Source organism: Streptomyces sp. NPDC051136 (genome assembly GCF_044455745.1).
Lineage (GTDB): Bacteria > Actinomycetota > Actinomycetes > Streptomycetales > Streptomycetaceae > Streptomyces.
The window spans coordinates 282875-300766 of record NZ_JBITFE010000008.1; the positions used below are offsets into that span (position 1 = coordinate 282875).

Annotated in this window: 16 protein-coding genes and 1 riboswitch; of the genes, 7 read left to right on the forward strand and 9 right to left on the reverse strand. The window is 74.0% G+C overall.

Going from position 1 to position 17892, the window contains the following annotated elements:
- Position 1: 1 nt before the first annotated feature.
- From ACIBCJ_RS24145 to ACIBCJ_RS24160, 4 genes are all read right to left on the reverse strand, one after another.
- Positions 2-472 (reverse strand): DUF6099 family protein, encoded by a 471-nt coding sequence (locus ACIBCJ_RS24145; RefSeq protein ID WP_365978390.1) that lies wholly within the window; start codon positions 470-472, stop codon positions 2-4.
- 183 nt (positions 473-655) lie between these two features.
- Complete coding sequence (locus tag ACIBCJ_RS24150; protein WP_365978391.1) at positions 656-1018, reverse strand: nucleotide pyrophosphohydrolase; 363 nt, start codon at positions 1016-1018, stop codon at positions 656-658.
- A 28-nt stretch (positions 1019-1046) separates the two neighbouring features.
- The gene (locus ACIBCJ_RS24155; protein WP_365978392.1) at positions 1047-2282 is read right to left on the reverse strand and encodes an ATP-binding protein; all 1236 of its coding nucleotides are present in this window, start codon (positions 2280-2282) and stop codon (positions 1047-1049) included.
- A gap of 186 nt (positions 2283-2468) precedes the next feature.
- The gene (locus tag ACIBCJ_RS24160; protein ID WP_208298327.1) at positions 2469-2861 is read right to left on the reverse strand and encodes a cell division protein SepF; all 393 of its coding nucleotides are present in this window, start codon (positions 2859-2861) and stop codon (positions 2469-2471) included.
- 208 nt (positions 2862-3069) lie between these two features.
- Between ACIBCJ_RS24160 and ACIBCJ_RS24165 the strand changes: the two genes are divergently transcribed.
- Positions 3070-6207, forward strand: a complete 3138-nt coding sequence (locus ACIBCJ_RS24165; RefSeq protein ID WP_365978393.1) for an FAD-binding and (Fe-S)-binding domain-containing protein — start codon at positions 3070-3072, stop codon at positions 6205-6207.
- 63 nt (positions 6208-6270) lie between these two features.
- Here ACIBCJ_RS24165 and ACIBCJ_RS24170 read toward each other — a convergent pair whose 3' ends face one another.
- Positions 6271-6732, reverse strand: coding sequence for a hypothetical protein (locus ACIBCJ_RS24170; protein ID WP_133886408.1), 462 nt, complete (start codon positions 6730-6732; stop codon positions 6271-6273).
- A 406-nt stretch (positions 6733-7138) separates the two neighbouring features.
- Here ACIBCJ_RS24170 and ACIBCJ_RS24175 point away from each other — a divergent pair, with 406 nt between their 5' ends.
- From ACIBCJ_RS24175 to ACIBCJ_RS24195, 5 genes are all read left to right on the forward strand, one after another.
- Entirely contained in the window at positions 7139-8491 is a 1353-nt protein-coding gene (locus ACIBCJ_RS24175) for a chloride channel protein (protein ID WP_365978394.1), read from the forward strand.
- A gap of 235 nt (positions 8492-8726) precedes the next feature.
- Positions 8727-8913, forward strand: a riboswitch (cobalamin riboswitch).
- A gap of 29 nt (positions 8914-8942) precedes the next feature.
- Entirely contained in the window at positions 8943-9650 is a 708-nt protein-coding gene (locus tag ACIBCJ_RS24180) for an energy-coupling factor ABC transporter permease (RefSeq protein ID WP_362101170.1), read from the forward strand.
- Positions 9647-9997, forward strand: coding sequence for an energy-coupling factor ABC transporter substrate-binding protein (locus ACIBCJ_RS24185; RefSeq protein WP_365978395.1), 351 nt, complete (start codon positions 9647-9649; stop codon positions 9995-9997). The genes ACIBCJ_RS24180 and ACIBCJ_RS24185 overlap by 4 nt, the downstream gene beginning before the upstream one ends.
- Entirely contained in the window at positions 9998-10747 is a 750-nt protein-coding gene (cbiQ, locus tag ACIBCJ_RS24190; RefSeq protein ID WP_365978396.1) for a cobalt ECF transporter T component CbiQ, read from the forward strand. It abuts the gene before it with no gap.
- Positions 10744-11592, forward strand: coding sequence for an ATP-binding cassette domain-containing protein (locus ACIBCJ_RS24195; RefSeq protein WP_365978397.1), 849 nt, complete (start codon positions 10744-10746; stop codon positions 11590-11592). The genes cbiQ and ACIBCJ_RS24195 overlap by 4 nt, the downstream gene beginning before the upstream one ends.
- 58 nt (positions 11593-11650) lie before the next feature.
- Here ACIBCJ_RS24195 and ACIBCJ_RS24200 read toward each other — a convergent pair whose 3' ends face one another.
- From ACIBCJ_RS24200 to ACIBCJ_RS24215, 4 genes are all read right to left on the reverse strand, one after another.
- A complete protein-coding gene (locus ACIBCJ_RS24200; RefSeq protein WP_365978398.1) occupies positions 11651-13273 on the reverse strand; it encodes an MFS transporter in 1623 nt (540 codons plus the stop codon).
- 135 nt (positions 13274-13408) lie between these two features.
- A complete protein-coding gene (locus ACIBCJ_RS24205; protein ID WP_362101182.1) occupies positions 13409-14056 on the reverse strand; it encodes a helix-turn-helix domain-containing protein in 648 nt (215 codons plus the stop codon).
- Positions 14057-14198: 142 nt separating this feature from the next.
- Complete coding sequence (locus ACIBCJ_RS24210; protein WP_365978399.1) at positions 14199-15545, reverse strand: APC family permease; 1347 nt, start codon at positions 15543-15545, stop codon at positions 14199-14201.
- A 53-nt stretch (positions 15546-15598) separates the two neighbouring features.
- A complete protein-coding gene (locus ACIBCJ_RS24215; protein ID WP_362506277.1) occupies positions 15599-16258 on the reverse strand; it encodes a TetR/AcrR family transcriptional regulator in 660 nt (219 codons plus the stop codon).
- Positions 16259-16404: 146 nt separating this feature from the next.
- Between ACIBCJ_RS24215 and ACIBCJ_RS24220 the strand changes: the two genes are divergently transcribed.
- Positions 16405-17880: an MFS transporter gene (locus ACIBCJ_RS24220; protein WP_365978400.1), complete on the forward strand. Its 1476-nt coding sequence runs from the start codon at positions 16405-16407 to the stop codon at positions 17878-17880.
- Positions 17881-17892: the final 12 nt, after the last annotated feature.

Genomic DNA, 17892 nt, shown 5'->3' on the forward strand with positions numbered 1-17892 from the left:
CCTAACCGGCCTCCCGCTCGGGTAACTCCGCGTCGCGGTCCGTCAGTTTGCGCAGCATCTCCAGGACGCGGTCGCGGGACTCGTCCGCCGCGTCGATGGCCTCCATGCACTGCCAGTACGTCGCCTCGTCGTCGGCGGCGCAGGCCGCGCCCACGAGGGCGATGCCGGTCTCGCCCAGCAGGGTGCCCAGGCGCATCAGCGCCTGACGGGCGTCGCCCAGTTCGGTGAGCTGGGCGGCGCGCAGCTCACCCGGAGCCAGCTCCGGAGTGCGCAGCACTCCGCAGCCGCGGCCCGCCAGCTCGGTCAACCCGATGGCCTCGCCCCGCAGTTCGGGCGGGCCGTACACCGCGAGACGGCTGCCGATCGCCTGGGCCAGAGCCTGCACCTGCCACACCTCCGTCAGGACCTCCGGCACCTCGCCACCGGCGGCCAGGGCGCGTCCACTCGTCACGATGAGCCGCACAGCGTCCATGCGCTGCCCCCGTCTGTCTCCGACGCGCTCGCGGCGCGTCCGCCCGAACTCCGTTACTCACTACCCAGAGTGAGGGTGTGTGGGGCAAAAAGCCAGAGGAAGGCGGAAATCTTCGGACAACATGACGAGGTCTGGCCGGATTTTGACTGCGGAGAGTGATAGCGGAGTCGTCGGCTCCTCCGGCTAGCCTTCCGGTCCGCCCGCCTCGCCGGTCCCGCCCGCCACGGGGAAGCGGGTCTCGTTGCGCTCGATCTTCGCCTCCAGGGCGGCCAGCGGGTCGACGCCGAGCACGTCGCAGAACTGGAGGAGGTACGCCAGGACGTCGGCGACCTCGTCGCGGACCCGGTGGGCGGTGTCCGGTTCGGTCATCACCCGGGCCGACTGCTCCGCCGTCAACCACTGGAAGATCTCCAGGAGTTCGGACGCCTCCACACTGAGCGCGGCGGCCAGGTTCTTCGGGGTGTGGTACGGCTGCCAGTGGCGTGCGGCGGCGAACGCGGCCAGCCGGCGCCGCAGGGCATCGAGGTCACGGGGATCATCGCTCACGGGCTCAGGTGTACCACCGTGGCCCCGCTCACGGGCTCAGGTGTACCACCGTGACCCCCTGCGTCCGCTCCGCCCACGACGCGTCGGCGACCGCTCCGACGAAGCGGATGTGCCCCCGCTCGCACATCCGCGCCGCCAGCCGGAGCAGTTCGGCGCGCTGGCGCACGTCGAGGCCGCGGTCGAAGCCGTCGGCGAGGACGGTGAGCGTCTGCAGTGCCGCGGGCACCTCACCGGCCGGATCGACCTCCAGCACGCCGGGCCCGGTGAACAGCACGAGCGCGAGGGCGAGGTAGCGCAGTTCGCCGTAGCCGAGGCGGCCGAGGCCGGTGCGGACGCCGTCGCCCCGGTCGATCAGCGCGCGGATCACGCCGCCGACGACGGGTTCGGCCAGGACGTCCTCGACGGGGCCCGCACAGCCGGTGCGTACCGCCGCGACGAACTGCGCGTGCCGCCGACCGCACTCGACGCGGGTGCGCCCCAGCACGTCGGCGAGGTTGTCGCAGCCGCCGAGCAGCCGCCCCGAGCCGGTGGGGACGGGCTCGCGCATCCGGCCCGGCAGCGGATCGCAGGCGAAGACGGAGCGCAGGGCGACGACCATCTGCTCGGCCGCCGCCAGCACCCTGCGCTGCCCGTCCGTCTTGCCGGCCACCCGCAGCGGCAGCAGCGGGGTGCCGAGCCGGTCGTCGGGCAGGGGTGCGCGGGTCACGGGCGCCGACCCGGCCGTGTGCCAGGCGGCCTGCACGGCACGGCGGCCGGGATCGCGCAGGGCGGTCTCGAGCAGCACGACGCCGTCGGCCGTCAGCCGCTCCCCCACGATGCGCAGTTCCGGTTCGGCCTGCACGGCGACGTCCAGGTGCACCGGCCCCTCGGCGCCGTCGGCCGTGCAGCCGATGCGAAAGCCCCGCCGGCGCTGCGCGTCGGGCCGGGCCCGCTCGGGCACGCAGGCGCCCGGATCGGCGAACACCGCGCCGAGTTCCGCGCCGCCGCCGAGCCTGGCCAGGGCGTCGTACGCGCTGAGCGCGCTGGTCTTGCCGCTGCCGCTGGGCCCGGCGAGCACGGTCAGCGGGCCGAGCCGCAGCACGGCGCGGCGGTGCCCGGCGAAGGCGGCCAGCCGGAGCTGGGTGACGCGGGGCCGGCCGGGAAGCGCCCCGGCGGACGCCGTCGGCCCGGCGGGCGCGGAGGACGCCGAGGACGCCGAGGACGCCGGTGACGGGGATGACGCAGGAGACGCGGAGGACGCAGGGGACGCAGGTGACGCAGCCATATGCGGACCGTAGGACTCCGCGGGGCGCCGAACCGTTTTGCCCGAACGGCGTTCCTACGATCGGGGGACCGTGCGGTCAGGGCGGGGGCGACCGTCACTCTCCGGGAGTCGTCGAAACCGGAGCCGTCGCCACCTCGGAGCCGTCACACCCGTCGGACCTCGGGGCCGTCACACCCCTCGGAGCCGTCACACCCCGGGGACCCCCGCCGCGCTCTCCATCAGCCCGTTCACCTCGGTCCCCGCCGGGGTCAGCAGGAAGACGTTGCGGTCCACCCGGTGCATCCCGCTGGCCAGGCCGAAGACGACGCCGGTACTGAAGTCGAGGACCCGCTTGGCGACCTCGCCCTCGGCACTGGTCAGGTCCAGCAGGACCGGGATGCCCGCCATCAGGGTCTCGGCGACCTCGCGGGCGTCCGCGAACACGTTGACCCGCAGCACGACGAACCGGCGCCGCCGCTCCGTCTCCGCCTCCGGCATCGCCCGGTGACCGACCGCCGACGGCCAGGCGTCGCGCCCGCGCAACGGAACGACCTGGGCGAGCCCTTCCCACTGTTCATCGGTGACGTCGTGGCTGTTCACCGGCTCCCCCGATCTCACTCGCCTTCATTGCCTGCACCAGCCAATTCTTACGCCAAGTCACCCGTTCGGCCCAACAGCGACACGGTTGGCGACGCTCCGTGTCCGGTGATTGCCGGGTGCCCGGCGGGGTACTCAGCGACGGCCGCCGGTCCCCGCGCGGGCCCCGCCGCCGTACCGACGGACGTACACACCACACGGAGGAGTGCCCATGGGTGCGCTGGATCTGCCCGAGCCCGTCACGCGGGAAGGGGCACCGCCTCCGGTCGACACCGCCGCGCTGCGGGCGGCCCTGCGTGAGCGGGTGGACGGGGAGATCCGCTTCGACGCCGGGAGCCGGGCGGCCTACTCCACGGACGCGTCGAACTTCCGGCAGACCCCGATCGGTGTGGTCGTCCCGCGCACCCCGGAGGCCGGGGCGGAGGCGGTGGCCGTGGCACGGGAGTTCGGCGCGCCCGTGCTGTCGCGGGGCGGCGGGACGAGCCTGGCGGGGCAGTGCACCAACGCGGGTGTGGTCCTCGACTGGTCGAAGTACTGCACGCGGGTGGAGTCGGTGGACACCGAGGCCCGCACCTGCGTCGTGCAGCCCGGGATCGTGCTCGACGACCTGAACCGGCAGCTCGCGCCGTACGGTCTGCGCTACGGGCCCGAGCCCGCCACCCACGCCAACTGCACGCTCGGCGGCATGATCGGCAACAACTCCTGCGGCGCGACCGCGCAGGCCCACGGCAAGGTCGTCGACAACATCGCCCGCCTGGAAGTGCTGCTGTACGACGGCACCCGTTTCTGGTGCGGCGAGACGAGCGACGAGGAGTACGCCGAGATCGAGCGGCAGGGCGATCTGCGGGCGGCCGTCTACCGGCGGCTGCGCGCGCTGCGCGACACCTACGGGGACGAGGTCCGCCGCCGCTTCCCGGACGTTCCGCGCCGGGTCTCCGGTTACAACCTGGACTCGCTGCTGCCGGAGTTCGGTTTCGACGTGGCCGGGCTGCTGGTGGGCAGCGAGTCGACCCTCGTCACCGTCCTGCGGGCGGAGCTGGAACTGGTGCCGGTGGTACGGGAACGGACCCTGGTGGTGCTGGGCTTCGACACCATCGACAAGGCCGCCGACGCGGTGCCCGAGATCCTGCCGCACGGACCGATCGCGCTGGAGGGCGTCGACGCCCGGCTCGTGCGCGACGAGCGGATCAAACGCCTGAACACGAAGGCGCTGGCCGAGATGCCCGAGGGCGACGCCTACCTGATGGTGCAGTTCGGAGGGGACACCGCCGAGGAGGCCGACGGGCGGGCCCACCGGATGCTGGAGGCGCTGCACCGCTCCGAACACGACGCCGACTGCGCGTTCATGGACGACCCGTCGCACGAGCAGGACCTGTGGCAGGTCCGCGAGGCCGGACTCGGCGCCACCGCGCACATCCCGGGCAAGCCCGACACCTTCGAGGGCTGGGAGGACTCGGCGGTCTCGCCGGAGAAGCTGGGCGACTACCTGCGCCGACTGCGGGCGCTGTTCGACGAGTTCGGTTACCTGAGCGACACCGGCCCCAGCCTGTACGGCCACTTCGGGCAGGGCTGCGTGCACACCCGCATCCCGTTCGACCTGTACACCGCGGACGGCGTGGCGACGTACCGGCGGTTCATGGAGCGGGCGGCCGACCTCGTCGTCGGGTTCGGCGGCTCGCTCTCCGGCGAGCACGGGGACGGGCAGAGCCGCGGGGAGCTGCTCGCCCGCATGTTCGGCGACCGGCTCGTCGAGGCGTTCGGGCGGCTCAAGGCCGTCTTCGACCCGCACAACCGGATGAACCCGGGGAAGGTCGTCGCGCCGTACCGGCTGGACGAGAACCTGCGTCTGGGGGGCGACTGGGCCCCGTTCGAGCCCCGCGACCTGCGTTTCCGGTTCCCGCACGACGGGGGTTCGTTCTCGCAGGCCGCCAACCGCTGCGTCGGTGTCGGCAAGTGCCGGCAGCACACCAGCGACGGCACCGTGATGTGCCCGTCGTACCAGGTGACACGGGAGGAGGAGCACTCGACGCGGGGCCGGGCCCGGCTGCTGTTCGAGATGCTCGACGGCCACGGGGACGGTGCGATCCGGGACGGCTGGCGTTCGGAGGCGGTCAAGGACGCCCTCGATCTGTGCCTGTCCTGCAAGGGCTGCAAGAAGGACTGTCCGGCGGACGTGGACATGGCCACGTACAAGGCGGAGTTCCTGTCCCACCACTACGAGGGCCGCCCGTGGCGCAGGCCGCGCTCGGACTGGTCGATGGGCTGGCTGCCCGCGCTCGCCCGGGTCGTGGGCCGCGCCCGGCTCGGGCCGGTCGTCAACGCCCTCACCCACGCCCCGCTGCTGTCGAAGGCCGCGGTGCTGCTGGCGGGGGTGGCGGACCGGGAGGTACCGCTGTTCGCGGAGCGGACCTTCGAGCAGTGGTTCGCGGACCACGAGCCGGAGGGCGACGGGCACCGCGGGCCGGTACTGCTGTGGCCGGACACCTTCACCAACCACTTCCACCCGCACGTCGGCCGGGCGGCGGTACGGCTCCTGGAGCACGCCGGCTGGCGGGTGGAACTGCCGGACGAGCCGCTGTGCTGCGGGCTGACCTGGATCTCCACGGGGCAGCTGGGCACGGCGGAGAAGGTCCTCACCCGGACCGTGCGCGCTCTGGCGGACCATGTGCGGGCGGGCGGCCTGGTGGTGGCGCTGGAGCCCAGCTGCACGGCCGTGTTCCGGTCGGACGCCGGGGAGATGTTCCCCGGCGACCAGGACGTGCGCCGGCTGGCCGAGCGGACGGTGACGCTGTCGGAGCTGCTCACCGAGCACTCCCCCGGCTACGAGCCGCCCCAGGTCCCCGGCCGGTCCGCGCGGGCGCTGGCCCAGGTGCACTGCCACCAGCACGCCGTACTGGGCTGGGACGCCGACCGGGAGCTGCTGCGCCGGGCCGGGGTGGACGCGGAGCGGCTCGACTCCGGTTGCTGCGGCCTGGCCGGGAACTTCGGCTTCGAACGCGGTCACCTGGACGTCAGCGAGGCGTGCGCGGAGCGGGTGCTGCTGCCGCGGCTGCGGGAGGAGGACGAGTCGACCGTCGTCCTCGCGGACGGCTTCAGCTGCCGTACGCAGATCCACGAGTTCGACAGCGGCGGACACGAGGGCGTCCACCTCGCGGAGCTGCTGGCCTCGGCCCTGCCGGGCACCGCGACCGCCGAGGTCCCGGGCAGCGCGTACGGCACCGCGCCGGGCGCCCGTCCCGCGGTTCCCGGCCGCCGGGCCCGGTCCCTGGCCCTCGCGGGCACGGCGGCGGCCGCCGCGGGCGCCGTGGGGGCGGCGGCGGTGCTGGTCCGGAACCTGCGCCGCCGTTGAGCCCGGACACGACGGCGGTCACCGCCGCCGGCGCGGGGTGACCGCCGTCGTGGGTGGGAGGGTTCAGGTCCGGGACGGGTGCTCCTGGCGGCTGGCCAGGGCCCAGATCACGAACACGTCGATCGCCATCATGATCACGGACCAGACGGGCGAGTACGGCAGGAAGAGGAACTGGGCGACCAGGCTCAGCGAGGCCAGGACGATACCCGCCACCCGCGCCCAGGCCATGTCCTTGAGCAGGCCGAACCCGGTGACGAACACGAGGGCGCCCAGGATGACGTGGACGATCCCCCAGCCGGTGAGGCTCATCTCGTAGACGTAGGTGCCGATACGGGCGTACACGTCGTCCTCGGCGATGGCCGCGATGCCCTGCAGGACGGCGAGGGCGCCGTTCAGCAGCAGCAGTACGCCCGCGAAGACGACCCCTCCGGTCACCCAGCCGCTGGTGCGGTCGCCCGAGCGCTGAGCCCAGGAGGCGTCGCCGCGGGACGGCCGGCCGGGCGTGGGTTCGGCGTGCTGGCTCATGAGCGGAGTCCTTTCTGTGTCCCCCGTACGGGGCAGCTGCCCACCGGCGCCGACGGCACCGACAGGTCGTTCCGAGCCTGCGGGCGTCCGGGCTCCCCGGCCACGCGGGTACGCCGAACGGGTGAACCGCGCGCCGGTCCTGCGCATGCGGGGGCTCGCGGACTCGCGTTGACTGAACGGCACCCGCGGCTGCCCGCGACCGACCGGCGACGGGACCGGCGGGGCCGGCGACGGAGCGCGGCGCGGACGAAGGAGGGCATGTGACGAGTCGGCCGCTGTCCCGACTGTCCCGGCGGGGCCCGCTGGCCCGGGGGTGCTTGCTGGCCCGGGGGTGCTTGCTGTCCCGGCGGGGTCGGCTGCCCCGGTCGGTCGGGCTCTCCCGGCGGGGCCCGCGCGGGCCGGTTCGGTGAGCGGGCCCGCGAACGCCGCCGCGGACCGGGCTGAGCAGTCCCTGCGGCAGACCCTGCTCAGCCCCGGCTACCGGCGGCTGTTGCTGCTGTGCGTGCTGCTGGGCGTGCCCATCGCGCTGGCCTGCTTCTTCTTCGTCGGCCTCCAGCACGAGTTGCAGCACTGGGTGTGGACCTCGCTGCCCGAGGCGGCCGGTTACGACACGCCGCCCTGGTGGTGGCCGCTGCCCGCGCTGCTCCTGGCCGGGCTGATCCTGGCGCCGATCGTGACCCGGATGCCGGGCGGCGGCGGCCATCTCCCGGTGAACGGCCTGGGCGGTGCGCCGGTCGGCCCGCGTGCCCTGCCCGGCGCGGTGCTCGCCGCGCTGGCCACGCTGCCGCTCGGCGTGGTGCTGGGTCCGGAGGCTCCGCTCATGGCCGTCGGCAGCGGGCTCGCCCTGCTGGCGGTGCGGCGGGCAGGTGCGGGCGGCGACCAGCGGGCGAGCGCGATCCTCGCCACGGCCGGCTCCACCGCCGCGATCTCCACCATTCTCGGCGGTCCGGTCGCGGCGGCGGTCCTGCTCATCGAGGGGGCCGGGCTCGCCGGGGCGCAGATGGTCACGCTGCTGCTGCCGTGTCTGCTGGCCAGCGCGACGGGCGCGCTGGTCTTCACCGGCTTCGGGCAGTGGACGGGGCTGGACATCGGCGCGTTGGCCCTGCCCGATCTGCCGCCGCAGGCCGGTCCGGACGCGGGCGACTTCCTGTGGGGTCTTCCCACGGCGGCCCTGATCGCCGTACTGGTCACGCTGGCCCGGGGGCTGGGCCATCGCACCGTCACCTGGACCCGGCACCGCAGGGCCACCCGCACCGTCGTGTGCGCCACCGCCGTCGGCGTCTGCATCGCCGCGTACGCGCTCATCACGGGCCGCTCCCCGGCCGAGGCGGCGCTGTCCGGCCAGGCCGCCCTCGCCCAGCTCGCCGCGCACCCCCACGCGTGGTCCGTCGGGGCGCTCGTCGCGCTGGTCGCGTGCAAGGGACTGGCCTGGGGCATCGCGCTGGGGGCGCTGCGCGGCGGCCCGATCTTCCCGTCGGTGCTGCTGGGCGCGGCGACCGCCCTGGCCTGCTCCGGGCTGCCCGGGTTCGGCGCGACCCCGGCCCTCGCCCTCGGCATCTCCGCCGCGGCGGCCGCGGTGACGGGGCTGCCGCTGGCCAGCGCGGTCCTGGCGGTGCTGCTGATGGGCCGGGACGCCCACGACCAGACGCCGCTGATCGTCATGGCGTCGGTCGTCTCCTTCGTCGTCGCCCAACTGGTGCGCCGGACCGGGCCGGAGGCGGGCAGGGCACCGAAGGAGGCGGCGGAGGCGCCACGGTGACCGGCCGGATGCGGACAGGGTGGTCAGGTCCCCCGGATCAGCGGGGCCGGTTCCGCCGATCCGGGTGCTCCGCGGCACAGGCGCGCGGAGATCTTCGCCACGTCGGGCGCGGAGGGGCGGTGGCGGATGTCGGACCGGTGGCGCCTTGCGTTTTCGCAGGCCCCGGGCCTCTTCGACGGCCCGGCGGGGCGTCCGCCCGGCGTGCGGCCCGCTTGTGCCCGGCCCCGTGTGAGCACTACTGTCGCCACGCCTTGGTGAACGGGAAATCCGGTGTGATGCCGGTGCGGCCCTCGCCACTGTGAATCGGGAAGTCCGGCTCCGGCCCTCGCGGGCAGCCACTGGATCGCTTGCGGTCCGGGAAGGCGGAGCACGGGCGGTGGTACCCGTAAGCCAGGAGACCGGCCAAGGCGCGTCGTCCATCCACGAGGTGCTGGAGAGGGTCTGCTGAGCCATGCACATAGCCGAGGGCTTTCTGCCACCGGCGCACGCGATCGCCTGGGGTGTCGCGTCCGCGCCGTTCGTCGTCCACGGAGTCCGGTCACTCACCCGTGAGGTCAGGGAGCACCCGGAGAGCACCCTGCTCCTCGGGGCCTCGGGGGCCTTCACGTTCGTCCTGTCGGCCCTGAAGCTGCCTTCGGTCACCGGGAGTTGTTCCCACCCGACCGGCACCGGTCTGGGCGCCGTCCTGTTCCGGCCGCCGATCATGGCGGTACTGGGCACCATCACCCTGCTCTTCCAGGCGCTGCTGCTCGCCCACGGCGGGCTGACCACGCTCGGGGCCAACGTCTTCTCGATGGCCATCGTCGGCCCCTGGGCCGGTTACGGCGTCTACCGCCTGCTGCGCCGCTTCGATGTGCCGTTGATGGTCACCGTGTTCTTCGGGGCGTTCGTCGCCGACCTGTCCACCTACTGCGTCACCAGCGTGCAGCTGGCGCTGGCCTTCCCCGACCCGAGCAGCGGTTTCCTGGGCGCGCTCGGCAAGTTCGGCTCGATCTTCGCCGTCACGCAGATCCCGCTGGCGGTGAGCGAGGGCCTGCTCACCGTGATCGTCATGCGACTGCTGGTGCAGTCCAGCAAGGGTGAACTGACCCGGCTGGGCGTGCTCCTGACGAAGGCGCCGGCGGGTAGCGGGAACAAGGAACAGGCGGTGGCCCGATGAGCCGGAACGCGAAGATCAACGCCCTGCTGCTGCTCGCCGTCGCCGCGCTGGCGGTGCTGCCGCTGGTGCTGGGGCTGGGCGACCACAAGGAGGAGCCGTTCGCCGGTGCGGACGCGGAGGCGGAGACGGCGATCACCGAGATCGAGCCGGACTACGAACCGTGGTTCTCCCCGCTGTACGAACCGCCCTCCGGGGAGATCGAGTCGGCGCTGTTCGCGTTGCAGGCCGCGCTCGGCGCGGGCGTGCTGGCGTACTACTTCGGGCTGCGCCGGGGCCGGCGGCAGGGTGAGGAGCGGGCGTCGACGGCGGCGACGGCGGCTCCGCGGGACACCCCCGGTGGGGACTGAGTGCTGCCGATCGACGCGGCGGCGCACAGCAGTCGCTGGCGCCGCCGGCACCCCGTGGACAAGGCCGTGCTCGGGCTCGGTCTGACCGTGCTCGCGATCTCGCTGCCGCCGTGGCCCGGCGCGGCACTGGTGCTGGTGACGGCGCTGATCGTGCTGCTCGGCCCGGCGGGTGTGCCCGGACGCCGGCTGTGGCGGGCGTACCGGGTGCCGTTGGGATTCTGTGTGACGGGGGTGCTGCCACTGCTGGTGCAGGTCGGGGGCCCGGACGGGTTCCTGTCGGCGGCGGACGGCGGTGCGGTGCGCGCGGGTGAGCTGCTGCTGCGCACCTCGGCGGCCTCGCTCGGGGTGCTGCTGTTCGCGTTCACCACGCCGATGTCCGACCTGTTGCCGCGGCTGGTGCGGGCCGGGGTGCCGGCGCCGGTCGTGGACGTGGCGCTGGTGACGTACCGGATGAGTTTCCTGCTGCTGGACTCGGTGCGCCGGATCCGCGAGGCGCAGGCCGCGCGGCTGGGGCACACCACCCGGGCGGCGACCTGGCGTTCGCTCGGCGGGCTCGGGGCCACCGCGTTCGTGCGGGCCTTCGACCGGGCGGCTCGGCTCCAGTCGGGGCTCGCCGGGCGCGGTTACGACGGCACGCTGCGCGTGCTGGTGCCCGAGGCGCGGCTCTCGGTGCCGTTCACGGCGGCGAGTGTCGCGCTCCTCGCGGTGCTGGCCGGTCTCACCCTCGTACTGGAAGGACCCCTGTCGTGAGCGGACCGGCGCTGTCACCGGAACCGGCCCTGGTCGCCCTGCGGGGTGCGTCCTTCGCGTACGAGGAGGGCCCCGACGTGCTGGCGGGGCTGGACTTCGCGGTGCGCGAGGGACGTGCGCTGGCGTTGCTCGGCCGCAACGGCAGCGGCAAGACCACCTTGATGCGGCTGCTCAGCGGCGGACTGCGGCCGCGGGCGGGGTCGTTGACGCTCGGCGGCGAGCCGGTGACGTACGACCGCAAGGGGCTGACCCGGCTGCGGACCACGGTGCAGCTGGTGGTGCAGGACCCGGACGACCAGCTCTTCGCCGCCTCGGTCGGCCAGGACGTGTCCTTCGGGCCGCTGAACCTCGGCCTGCCGGACGCGGAGGTGCGCTCCCGGGTCGGGGAGGCGCTGGCCGCGCTGGACATCGCGGCGCTGGCCGACCGGCCCACGCACCTGCTGTCGTACGGGCAGCGCAAGCGGACGGCGATCGCCGGGGCGGTCGCGATGCGGCCCCGGGTGCTGATCCTCGACGAGCCGACCGCCGGGCTCGACCCGGACGGGCAGGAGCGGCTGCTCGCCACCCTGGACCGGCTGCGCGCCGCGGGCACCACCGTGGTGATGGCCACCCACGACGTCGACCTCGCCCTGCGCTGGTCCGACGACGCCGCCCTGCTCACCCCGGACGGTGTGCGCACCGGCCCGACCGCGCCGACGCTGGCCCGCACCGACCTGCTGCGGCAGGCCGGGCTGCGGCTCCCGTGGGGCGTCGCGGCGACCGGGCTGCTGCGGGCCCGCGGCCTGCTGGCGGACTCGGCGACGGGCCCGCGCACGGCGGAGGAGCTGGCGGCGCTGGCCGACTGACGGGGTGTGCGCCGGCACCCGGAGCACCGCCCGGACCCGCGCACACCCCGGGACCGGGTCAGCCCTGTGAGCGGGCGGGCTCGGTCTCCCGGTCCTGCCCCACGCCGCGCACCGTGTCCTCGTCGGCCTGCTGCCGGGCCCGGCGGCCGGGCAGGACGGCGAGGACGATCAGGGTGCCGGCGGCCATGATGACGCCGCCGACGAGACTGGTCGTCGAGACGCCGTGCGCGAAGGCCTTGTTCACGGCGTCGGTGAGGGCGTGCGCCTGCTCGGGACCCGCGGCCGGGTCGGTGGCGAGCCGCCGGGCGACGGCCAGTCCGCCGCCCACGGAGTCCTGGGCGGTGTCGAGGGCGGCGGCCGGGAGCCGGTCGCCGACGAGGCCGGCCAGTTCGTCGCGGTAGGCGGTGCCGAGCAGGGAGCCCAGCACGGCGATGCCCAGCGAGCCGCCCAGTTCCAGCGCGGTGTCGTTGGCGCCGCCGCCGACGCCCAGTTCGCTCTCCGGGAAGGAGCCCATGATGGTGTCGGTCGCCGGGGAGACGCTCAGGCCGATGGCGAGTCCGAGCAGCAGCATCGGGGCGAGGAAGTCGGCGTAGGTGGAGCCCTGCTCGATCAGGACGAGCAGGAAGACGCCGACGGTGCCGATCGCCATGCCGGAGCCGACCATGGCCCTCACGCCGAGCTTCGGCGTCAGCCGGCCGGTCACCGCGGCGCCCACGAACACGGCCCCGGCCAGCGGCAGCAGCCGTACGCCGGTCTCCAGCGCGCCGTAGCCGAGCACGAACTGCAGGAACTGCGTGGCGTAGTAGATGGCGCCGTAGGTGCCGAAGAAGAAGAACAGCACCGCCAGCATGGAGCCGCTGAAGGGCCGCAGCAGGAACCTGCGCACGTCGAGCATGGGGTGCGGGTGGCGCAGCTCCCAGGCCACGAAGGCGATCAGGCCGACCCCGGCGACGACGGCCCCGGTGACCGGTCCCGCGCCCCAGCCGAAGTGCGGGCCCTCGATGGTGGCGTAGACGAGGCTGCCGACGGAGACGATCGAGAGCAGACCGCCGACGTAGTCGATGCGGCCCTGGCCGGCCGCCCTGGACGGCGGTACGAGGACCAGCGCGCCGATGACGGCGAGGACCGCGACGGGGACGTTGACCAGGAAGGTCGAGCCCCAGGCGTGGTCCTCAAGGAGCCAGCCGGCGACCAGCGGGCCGACCGCGATGGCGAGTCCCGAGGTGGCGGTCCAGGCCGTGATGGCACGGGCCCGCTCGCCCTTGGGGAAGACCGCGACCAGCAGGGACAGGGTGGCCGGCATGACGACGGCGGCGCCGACGCCCATGACCGCGCGGGCCGCGACGACCAGCCCCGTCTCGTGGACCAGACTGCCCATCACCGAACCGCCCGCGAAGATCACCAGACCGGTGACCAGGGCGCCGCGGCGGCTGTACTTGTCGCCTATCGCGCCGAGCACCAGCATCAGCGCGGCGTAGGGGACGGTGTAGCCGTCGATGACCCATTGCAGGTCGCTGCTGCTCAGCCCGAGGTCGGCCGTCATGTCCGGGGCGGCCACGATCAGCGACGTGTTGGCCATGACGACGATCAGCAGGCTCAGGCAGAGGACCAGGAGAGCCCACCAGCGCCGGGCGTAGGGCCCGGACATCTTCTCGACGGGGGTGGTGGCCAGTAGGGGCATGAAGGCTCCCGGATACGAACGAGGGCAAGTTAATTGCCCATAGATGAGCAGACAAGAGCAGCGTAGTTTGTTGCACATGGACGTGCAAATAAGGCGCCCCCCGGCGGGGGGCGCCTTACTGAACGGGTGGGTGGCCTACTCGGCCGGAACCGCCGTGGCCGGCACCGCCGGGCCCACGCTCTCGACCACGGTCCGCGCGGCCCGCTCCGGCACCCCGGCCGCCATGAGGATGGCGGCGGCGGCCCGGGTGCCGTCGTCCTCCAGGGCTCCGGTGTTGACCTGCTCCAGCAGCGCCACGACCATCGCTTCGAGTCCCGCGCTCAGCACGGCGGGCGGCAGGTGGGCCGGGAAGACCCCGTCCCGCTGGCCGCGCTCCAGGATGGCGGTGACCTCGGCGCGGGCCGGGGCCAGGATCTCCGCCACGCGCTCCACGCCCAGATCGTGCCGGGCCAGGGCCAGCAGCATCCGGTAGCGGTCGCCCACGGGCCACATCAGCAGCGTGAAGTGCGCGAGCGCCCGGTCGGCGGGCGCGCCCGGCTCCGCCGCCTCGGCCATCGCGCCGCGCAGCACCTCGGACGCCTCCTCGGCGAGGGCTTCGAGCAGCGCCGCCCGGCCCGGGAAGTGGCCGAAGAGGGTGCGCCGTACGACACCGGCGGCCCGGGCCAGCTCCTCCAGGGTGGTGTCCGGGTTCCGCCCCAGCTCCCGGCGGGCAGTGGCCAGGATGCGCGCCCGGTTGGACCGCGCGTTGCGCCGCTGCGGTTCACGGGCGACGGGCTTGGTCACGGCAACCTCGGGGCGGGACGACGCGGGGAGGGGCGCCAGAGATACGGGCGCGGGCCGTCCATTCTGTCACGGGGCGCCACGAGCGGGACGCCGAGCAGGACGCCGAGCGGGACGAGGCGACACCTCCGGCCGCCCCGCGCCGCTACGCGCTTTTGGCCGCGTCCTTGGCTCTGCCGCGCCGGACGGCGGCGACCGCGGCGAGCACCGTCCCCACGGCCACGACCAGCAGGCCGCGCAGCCACACCTCGGCCTCGATCTGCGTGGCGAGCGCGACGCAGGACGCGGCGCCGAGCACCGGGAGCACGGTCGGAGTCCGGAAGTGGTCGGCTTCGCCCCGGTCGCGGCGCAGCACCAGGACGGCCGTGTTGACCATGAGGAAGACCACGAGCAGCAGCAGGACCAGGGTGGAGGCGAGGGTGGCGACACTGCCGGTGAGCGCGAGCAGCATCGACAGCAGGGTGGTGACGGCGATCGCGATCCACGGCGTACGACGGCCCGGCAGCACCCGGGTCAGCGCGGCCGGAAGCAGCCCGTCGCGGGCCATGCCGTAGGCCAGGCGCGAGGACATGATGCCGGTGAGCAGCGCGCCGTTCGCGACGGCGACCAGCGCGATGGCGCTGAACAGCCGGGTCGGGACGCCGCCGGCCTCCTTGACGACCTCCAGCAGCGGCCCGCTCGACCCGGCCAGCCGGTCCGTCGGCACCGCGGCGGACGCCGCGAGGCCCACCAGCACGTACACGGCGCCCGCGGTGGCGAGGGCGCCGAACAGGGCGCGCGGGTAGGAGCGTCGCGGGTCGCGGGTCTCCTCGGCGACGTTCACCGAGGTCTCGAAGCCGACGAAGGAGTAGTACGCCAGGACCGAGCCGCTCAGTACGGCCGCCGCCGCGCCCTTCTCCGGCGTGCCGAGCTGCCCGAGCCGGCTCACGTCGCCGTCGCCGCGCAGCAGCAGCCAGGCACCGAGGACGACGATGACGAGGAGGCCCCCGACCTCGACCACGGTGGCGACGACGTTGGCCCGGGTGGACTCCTTGATGCCGCGCGCGTTGACCAGCGCGAGCAGGGCGAGGAACAGCACGGCGACGAGCCCGACCGGCAGCGTCACGAAGGCGGACAGGTAGTCGCCCCCGAAGCCGCGGGCCAGCGCCGCGACGGAGACGATGCCGGCGGCGAGCATGCAGAAACCGGCGACGAACCCGGCGAACGGCCCGAAGGCGCGGGTGGCGTAGTGCGAGGCGCCGCCCGCCCTGGGGTACTTCGTGGCCAGCTCGGCGTAGGAGGCGGCCGTCAGCATCGCCAGCAGCAGCGCGACGGCGAGCGGCACCCACACCGCTCCCCCGGCGTCGGCGGCCACCTGGCCGACCAGCACGTAGACGCCCGCGCCGAGCACGTCGCCCAGGATGAAGAAGTACAGCAGCGGGGTGGTCAGCGCGCGCTTGAGGGCCGGGGTGTCCGGGGCGCCGGCCGCCTGTGGTGTTCCGAGTCTCGCCATGCCGCCTCAGGTTTCCCGCCGGGCGGAAATCACGCCCCGGCCGGTGCCGGAAATCAGCCGGTGACCTCCCCGTTCTCGGTGTCGCCCGCCGGTCGGCCCCCGTCGCCCGTCACCCACACGCCCGCGCACGCGGCGGTGGTCACCGCGCGCGCCGCGCGGTCGGCGTCGGCGTCGGACAGGGACCGGCCCGTGTTGAGCAGCGCGTAGTAGAGCGGAGCGGAGACGGCCGCCACGACGCCGTGCGGGTCGGTGCCGGCCGGGACTTCGCCCCGCGCGACGGCGTCCCGCACACAGCCGGACCACTCGTCGACGCGGACGGCGTAGAAGCGGTGCAGTGCCTCGGCCGCCTGCTCGTTGCAGAGCGAGGCCGCGATCAGCGCCTTGAACAGGCGCCCCTGGCGGGGGTCGTTGAGCGTCCGGACGACGAGGCGCGCGTTCGCCCGCAGGTCCTCCTCCAGGGTGCCGGTGTCGGCACGGGGCAGCGACTGGTCCGCCATGTCCGCCAGCAGGTCGGCGGCGAGACCCCCGGGGCTCCCCCAGCGGCGGTAGACCGTCGTCTTGCCGACGCCCGCGCGGCGGGCGATCTCGCCCAGGTCGAGCGTGTCGAAGCCGTCGGTGGCGAGCGTGTCGCCCGCCACCTGGAGAACGGCCTCGCGGATACGGGCGGTGCGCCCTCCCGGGCGCAAGGTCCCGGGGGCGGCTGGGTCCGGCATGACGACTCCTTCTCTTTCCGCACAGCGTGCTCGCGACGCCATGACCCCCACCTTATCGGAACCACAGTTCCCTTACCGGCTCGACCGTGCTAGCTTCTCCCTCGTAACGGCACCACAGACCCATTAGCCCCTCGGAGGGGAATGCCATGTCCATCACCGAACGCGCGTCGAGGCCGGCCGCAGGTCCCGGCACGGCCTCCGGCCCGCTCGCGGCCGGGCCCGGATCCCAGCGGCTCACCGGCCGTACGAAGCTGGTCCTCGCGGTGCTGCTGGTCGCCCAGTTCATGCTGGCCGTCGACTTCTCGATCCTGAACGTCGCGCTGCCCGCGATCGGTGACGGACTCGGCTTCTCCCTCGCCGACCTTCAGTGGGTCGCCACCTCCTTCGCCCTGTCGGCCGCGGGCTTCACCCTCTTCTTCGGCCGCATCGGCGACCTGATCGGCCGCAAGAAGATCTTCATCGGCAGTCTCGGCCTGCTGGGCCTCGCCTCGCTGCTCGGCGGTCTCGCCACCAGCCCCGAGGTGCTCCTGGCCGCCCGGGTGGCCCAGGGCCTGGCCACGGCCGCCGCCACCCCGGCGGGTCTGTCCCTGCTGACGACCTCCTTCGCCGAGGGACCGCTGCGGCAGAAGGCGCTCGGCATCAACGGCGCGCTGATGTCGGCCGGCTTCACCACGGGCGCGATCCTCGGTGGTGTCCTGACCGACCTGCTCTCCTGGCGGTGGGCCTTCTTCGTCAACGTGCCCGTCGCCCTCGCCGTCGTCCTCGTCGCCCCGGCCGTCATCAAGGAGTCCCGGCCCGCCACCCGCCCCACCCTCGACCTGCCCGGCGCGCTCACCGTCACCCTCGGTCTGCTGGGTCTCGTCTACGGCATGACCCAGGCCGGCGAGTACGGCTGGACCCACCCGCACGCACTGGCCGGTCTGCTCGCGGGCGTGCTCCTCCTGACCGCGTTCGTCCTGATCGAGCGGCGGGTCGCCGCGCCGCTGGTGCCGCTCGGCACGCTCGGGCGCCGCAACGTGGCCTTCGGCAACCTGCTGGGCCTGCTCGCCTTCGTCACCGAGACCTCGCTGGTCTACCTGCTCACCCTGTACCTGCAGAAGACCCTGGGCTTCTCCCCCCTCGCGGCCGGCGTCACCTTCGGCGTGCTCGGCGCGGGCACCGTCGTCGGCGGTCTACTCGCCCCCGGGCTGCTCGCCAGGACGTCCACGCTGACCGTGCTGGTCGGCGGCGGCCTCGTCCAGGCGGTCTTCACCGCGGCCCTGCTCTTCCTCGGTACGACGACGGGGGCGTCCCTCGCCCTGCTGTTGCCCGCGACGTTCTTCGGCGGAGTCGGCAACATGCTGGTGATCGTCGGCTTCATGGTCACGGCCACCAGCGGGCTTCCGGACTCCGAACAGGGACTTGCCACCGGCCTGGCCTCGATGTCCCAGCAGGTCGGCATCACCATGGGAACGCCCATCATGTCCGCCGTCGCCACCGCCGGCACCGCGGGCGCGGCCACCGCCTCCTCCATCCACCACGGCGTCACCACGGCCATCGCCGTCAACGCGGCCCTCGTGCTCCTCGGAGTCGCCGTCGCCGCGCTCTTCCTGCGGCGCCGCACCGGAACTCCGTCCGCCTGACTGCGCACCGGC

Coding starts and splice junctions, on each gene's coding strand:
- ACIBCJ_RS24200 (WP_365978398.1), bottom strand. CDS start 13,273: ATGCCCCTACTGGCCACCACCCCCGTCGAGAAGATGTCCGGGCCCTAC.
- ACIBCJ_RS24210 (WP_365978399.1), bottom strand. CDS start 15,545: ATGGCGAGACTCGGAACACCACAGGCGGCCGGCGCCCCGGACACCCCG.
- ACIBCJ_RS24165 (WP_365978393.1), top strand. CDS start 3,070: ATGGGTGCGCTGGATCTGCCCGAGCCCGTCACGCGGGAAGGGGCACCG.
- ACIBCJ_RS24215 (WP_362506277.1), bottom strand. CDS start 16,258: ATGCCGGACCCAGCCGCCCCCGGGACCTTGCGCCCGGGAGGGCGCACC.
- ACIBCJ_RS24220 (WP_365978400.1), top strand. CDS start 16,405: ATGTCCATCACCGAACGCGCGTCGAGGCCGGCCGCAGGTCCCGGCACG.
- ACIBCJ_RS24145 (WP_365978390.1), bottom strand. CDS start 472: ATGGACGCTGTGCGGCTCATCGTGACGAGTGGACGCGCCCTGGCCGCC.
- ACIBCJ_RS24170 (WP_133886408.1), bottom strand. CDS start 6,732: ATGAGCCAGCACGCCGAACCCACGCCCGGCCGGCCGTCCCGCGGCGAC.
- ACIBCJ_RS24185 (WP_365978395.1), top strand. CDS start 9,647: ATGAGCCGGAACGCGAAGATCAACGCCCTGCTGCTGCTCGCCGTCGCC.
- ACIBCJ_RS24155 (WP_365978392.1), bottom strand. CDS start 2,282: ATGGCTGCGTCACCTGCGTCCCCTGCGTCCTCCGCGTCTCCTGCGTCA.
- ACIBCJ_RS24180 (WP_362101170.1), top strand. CDS start 8,943: ATGCACATAGCCGAGGGCTTTCTGCCACCGGCGCACGCGATCGCCTGG.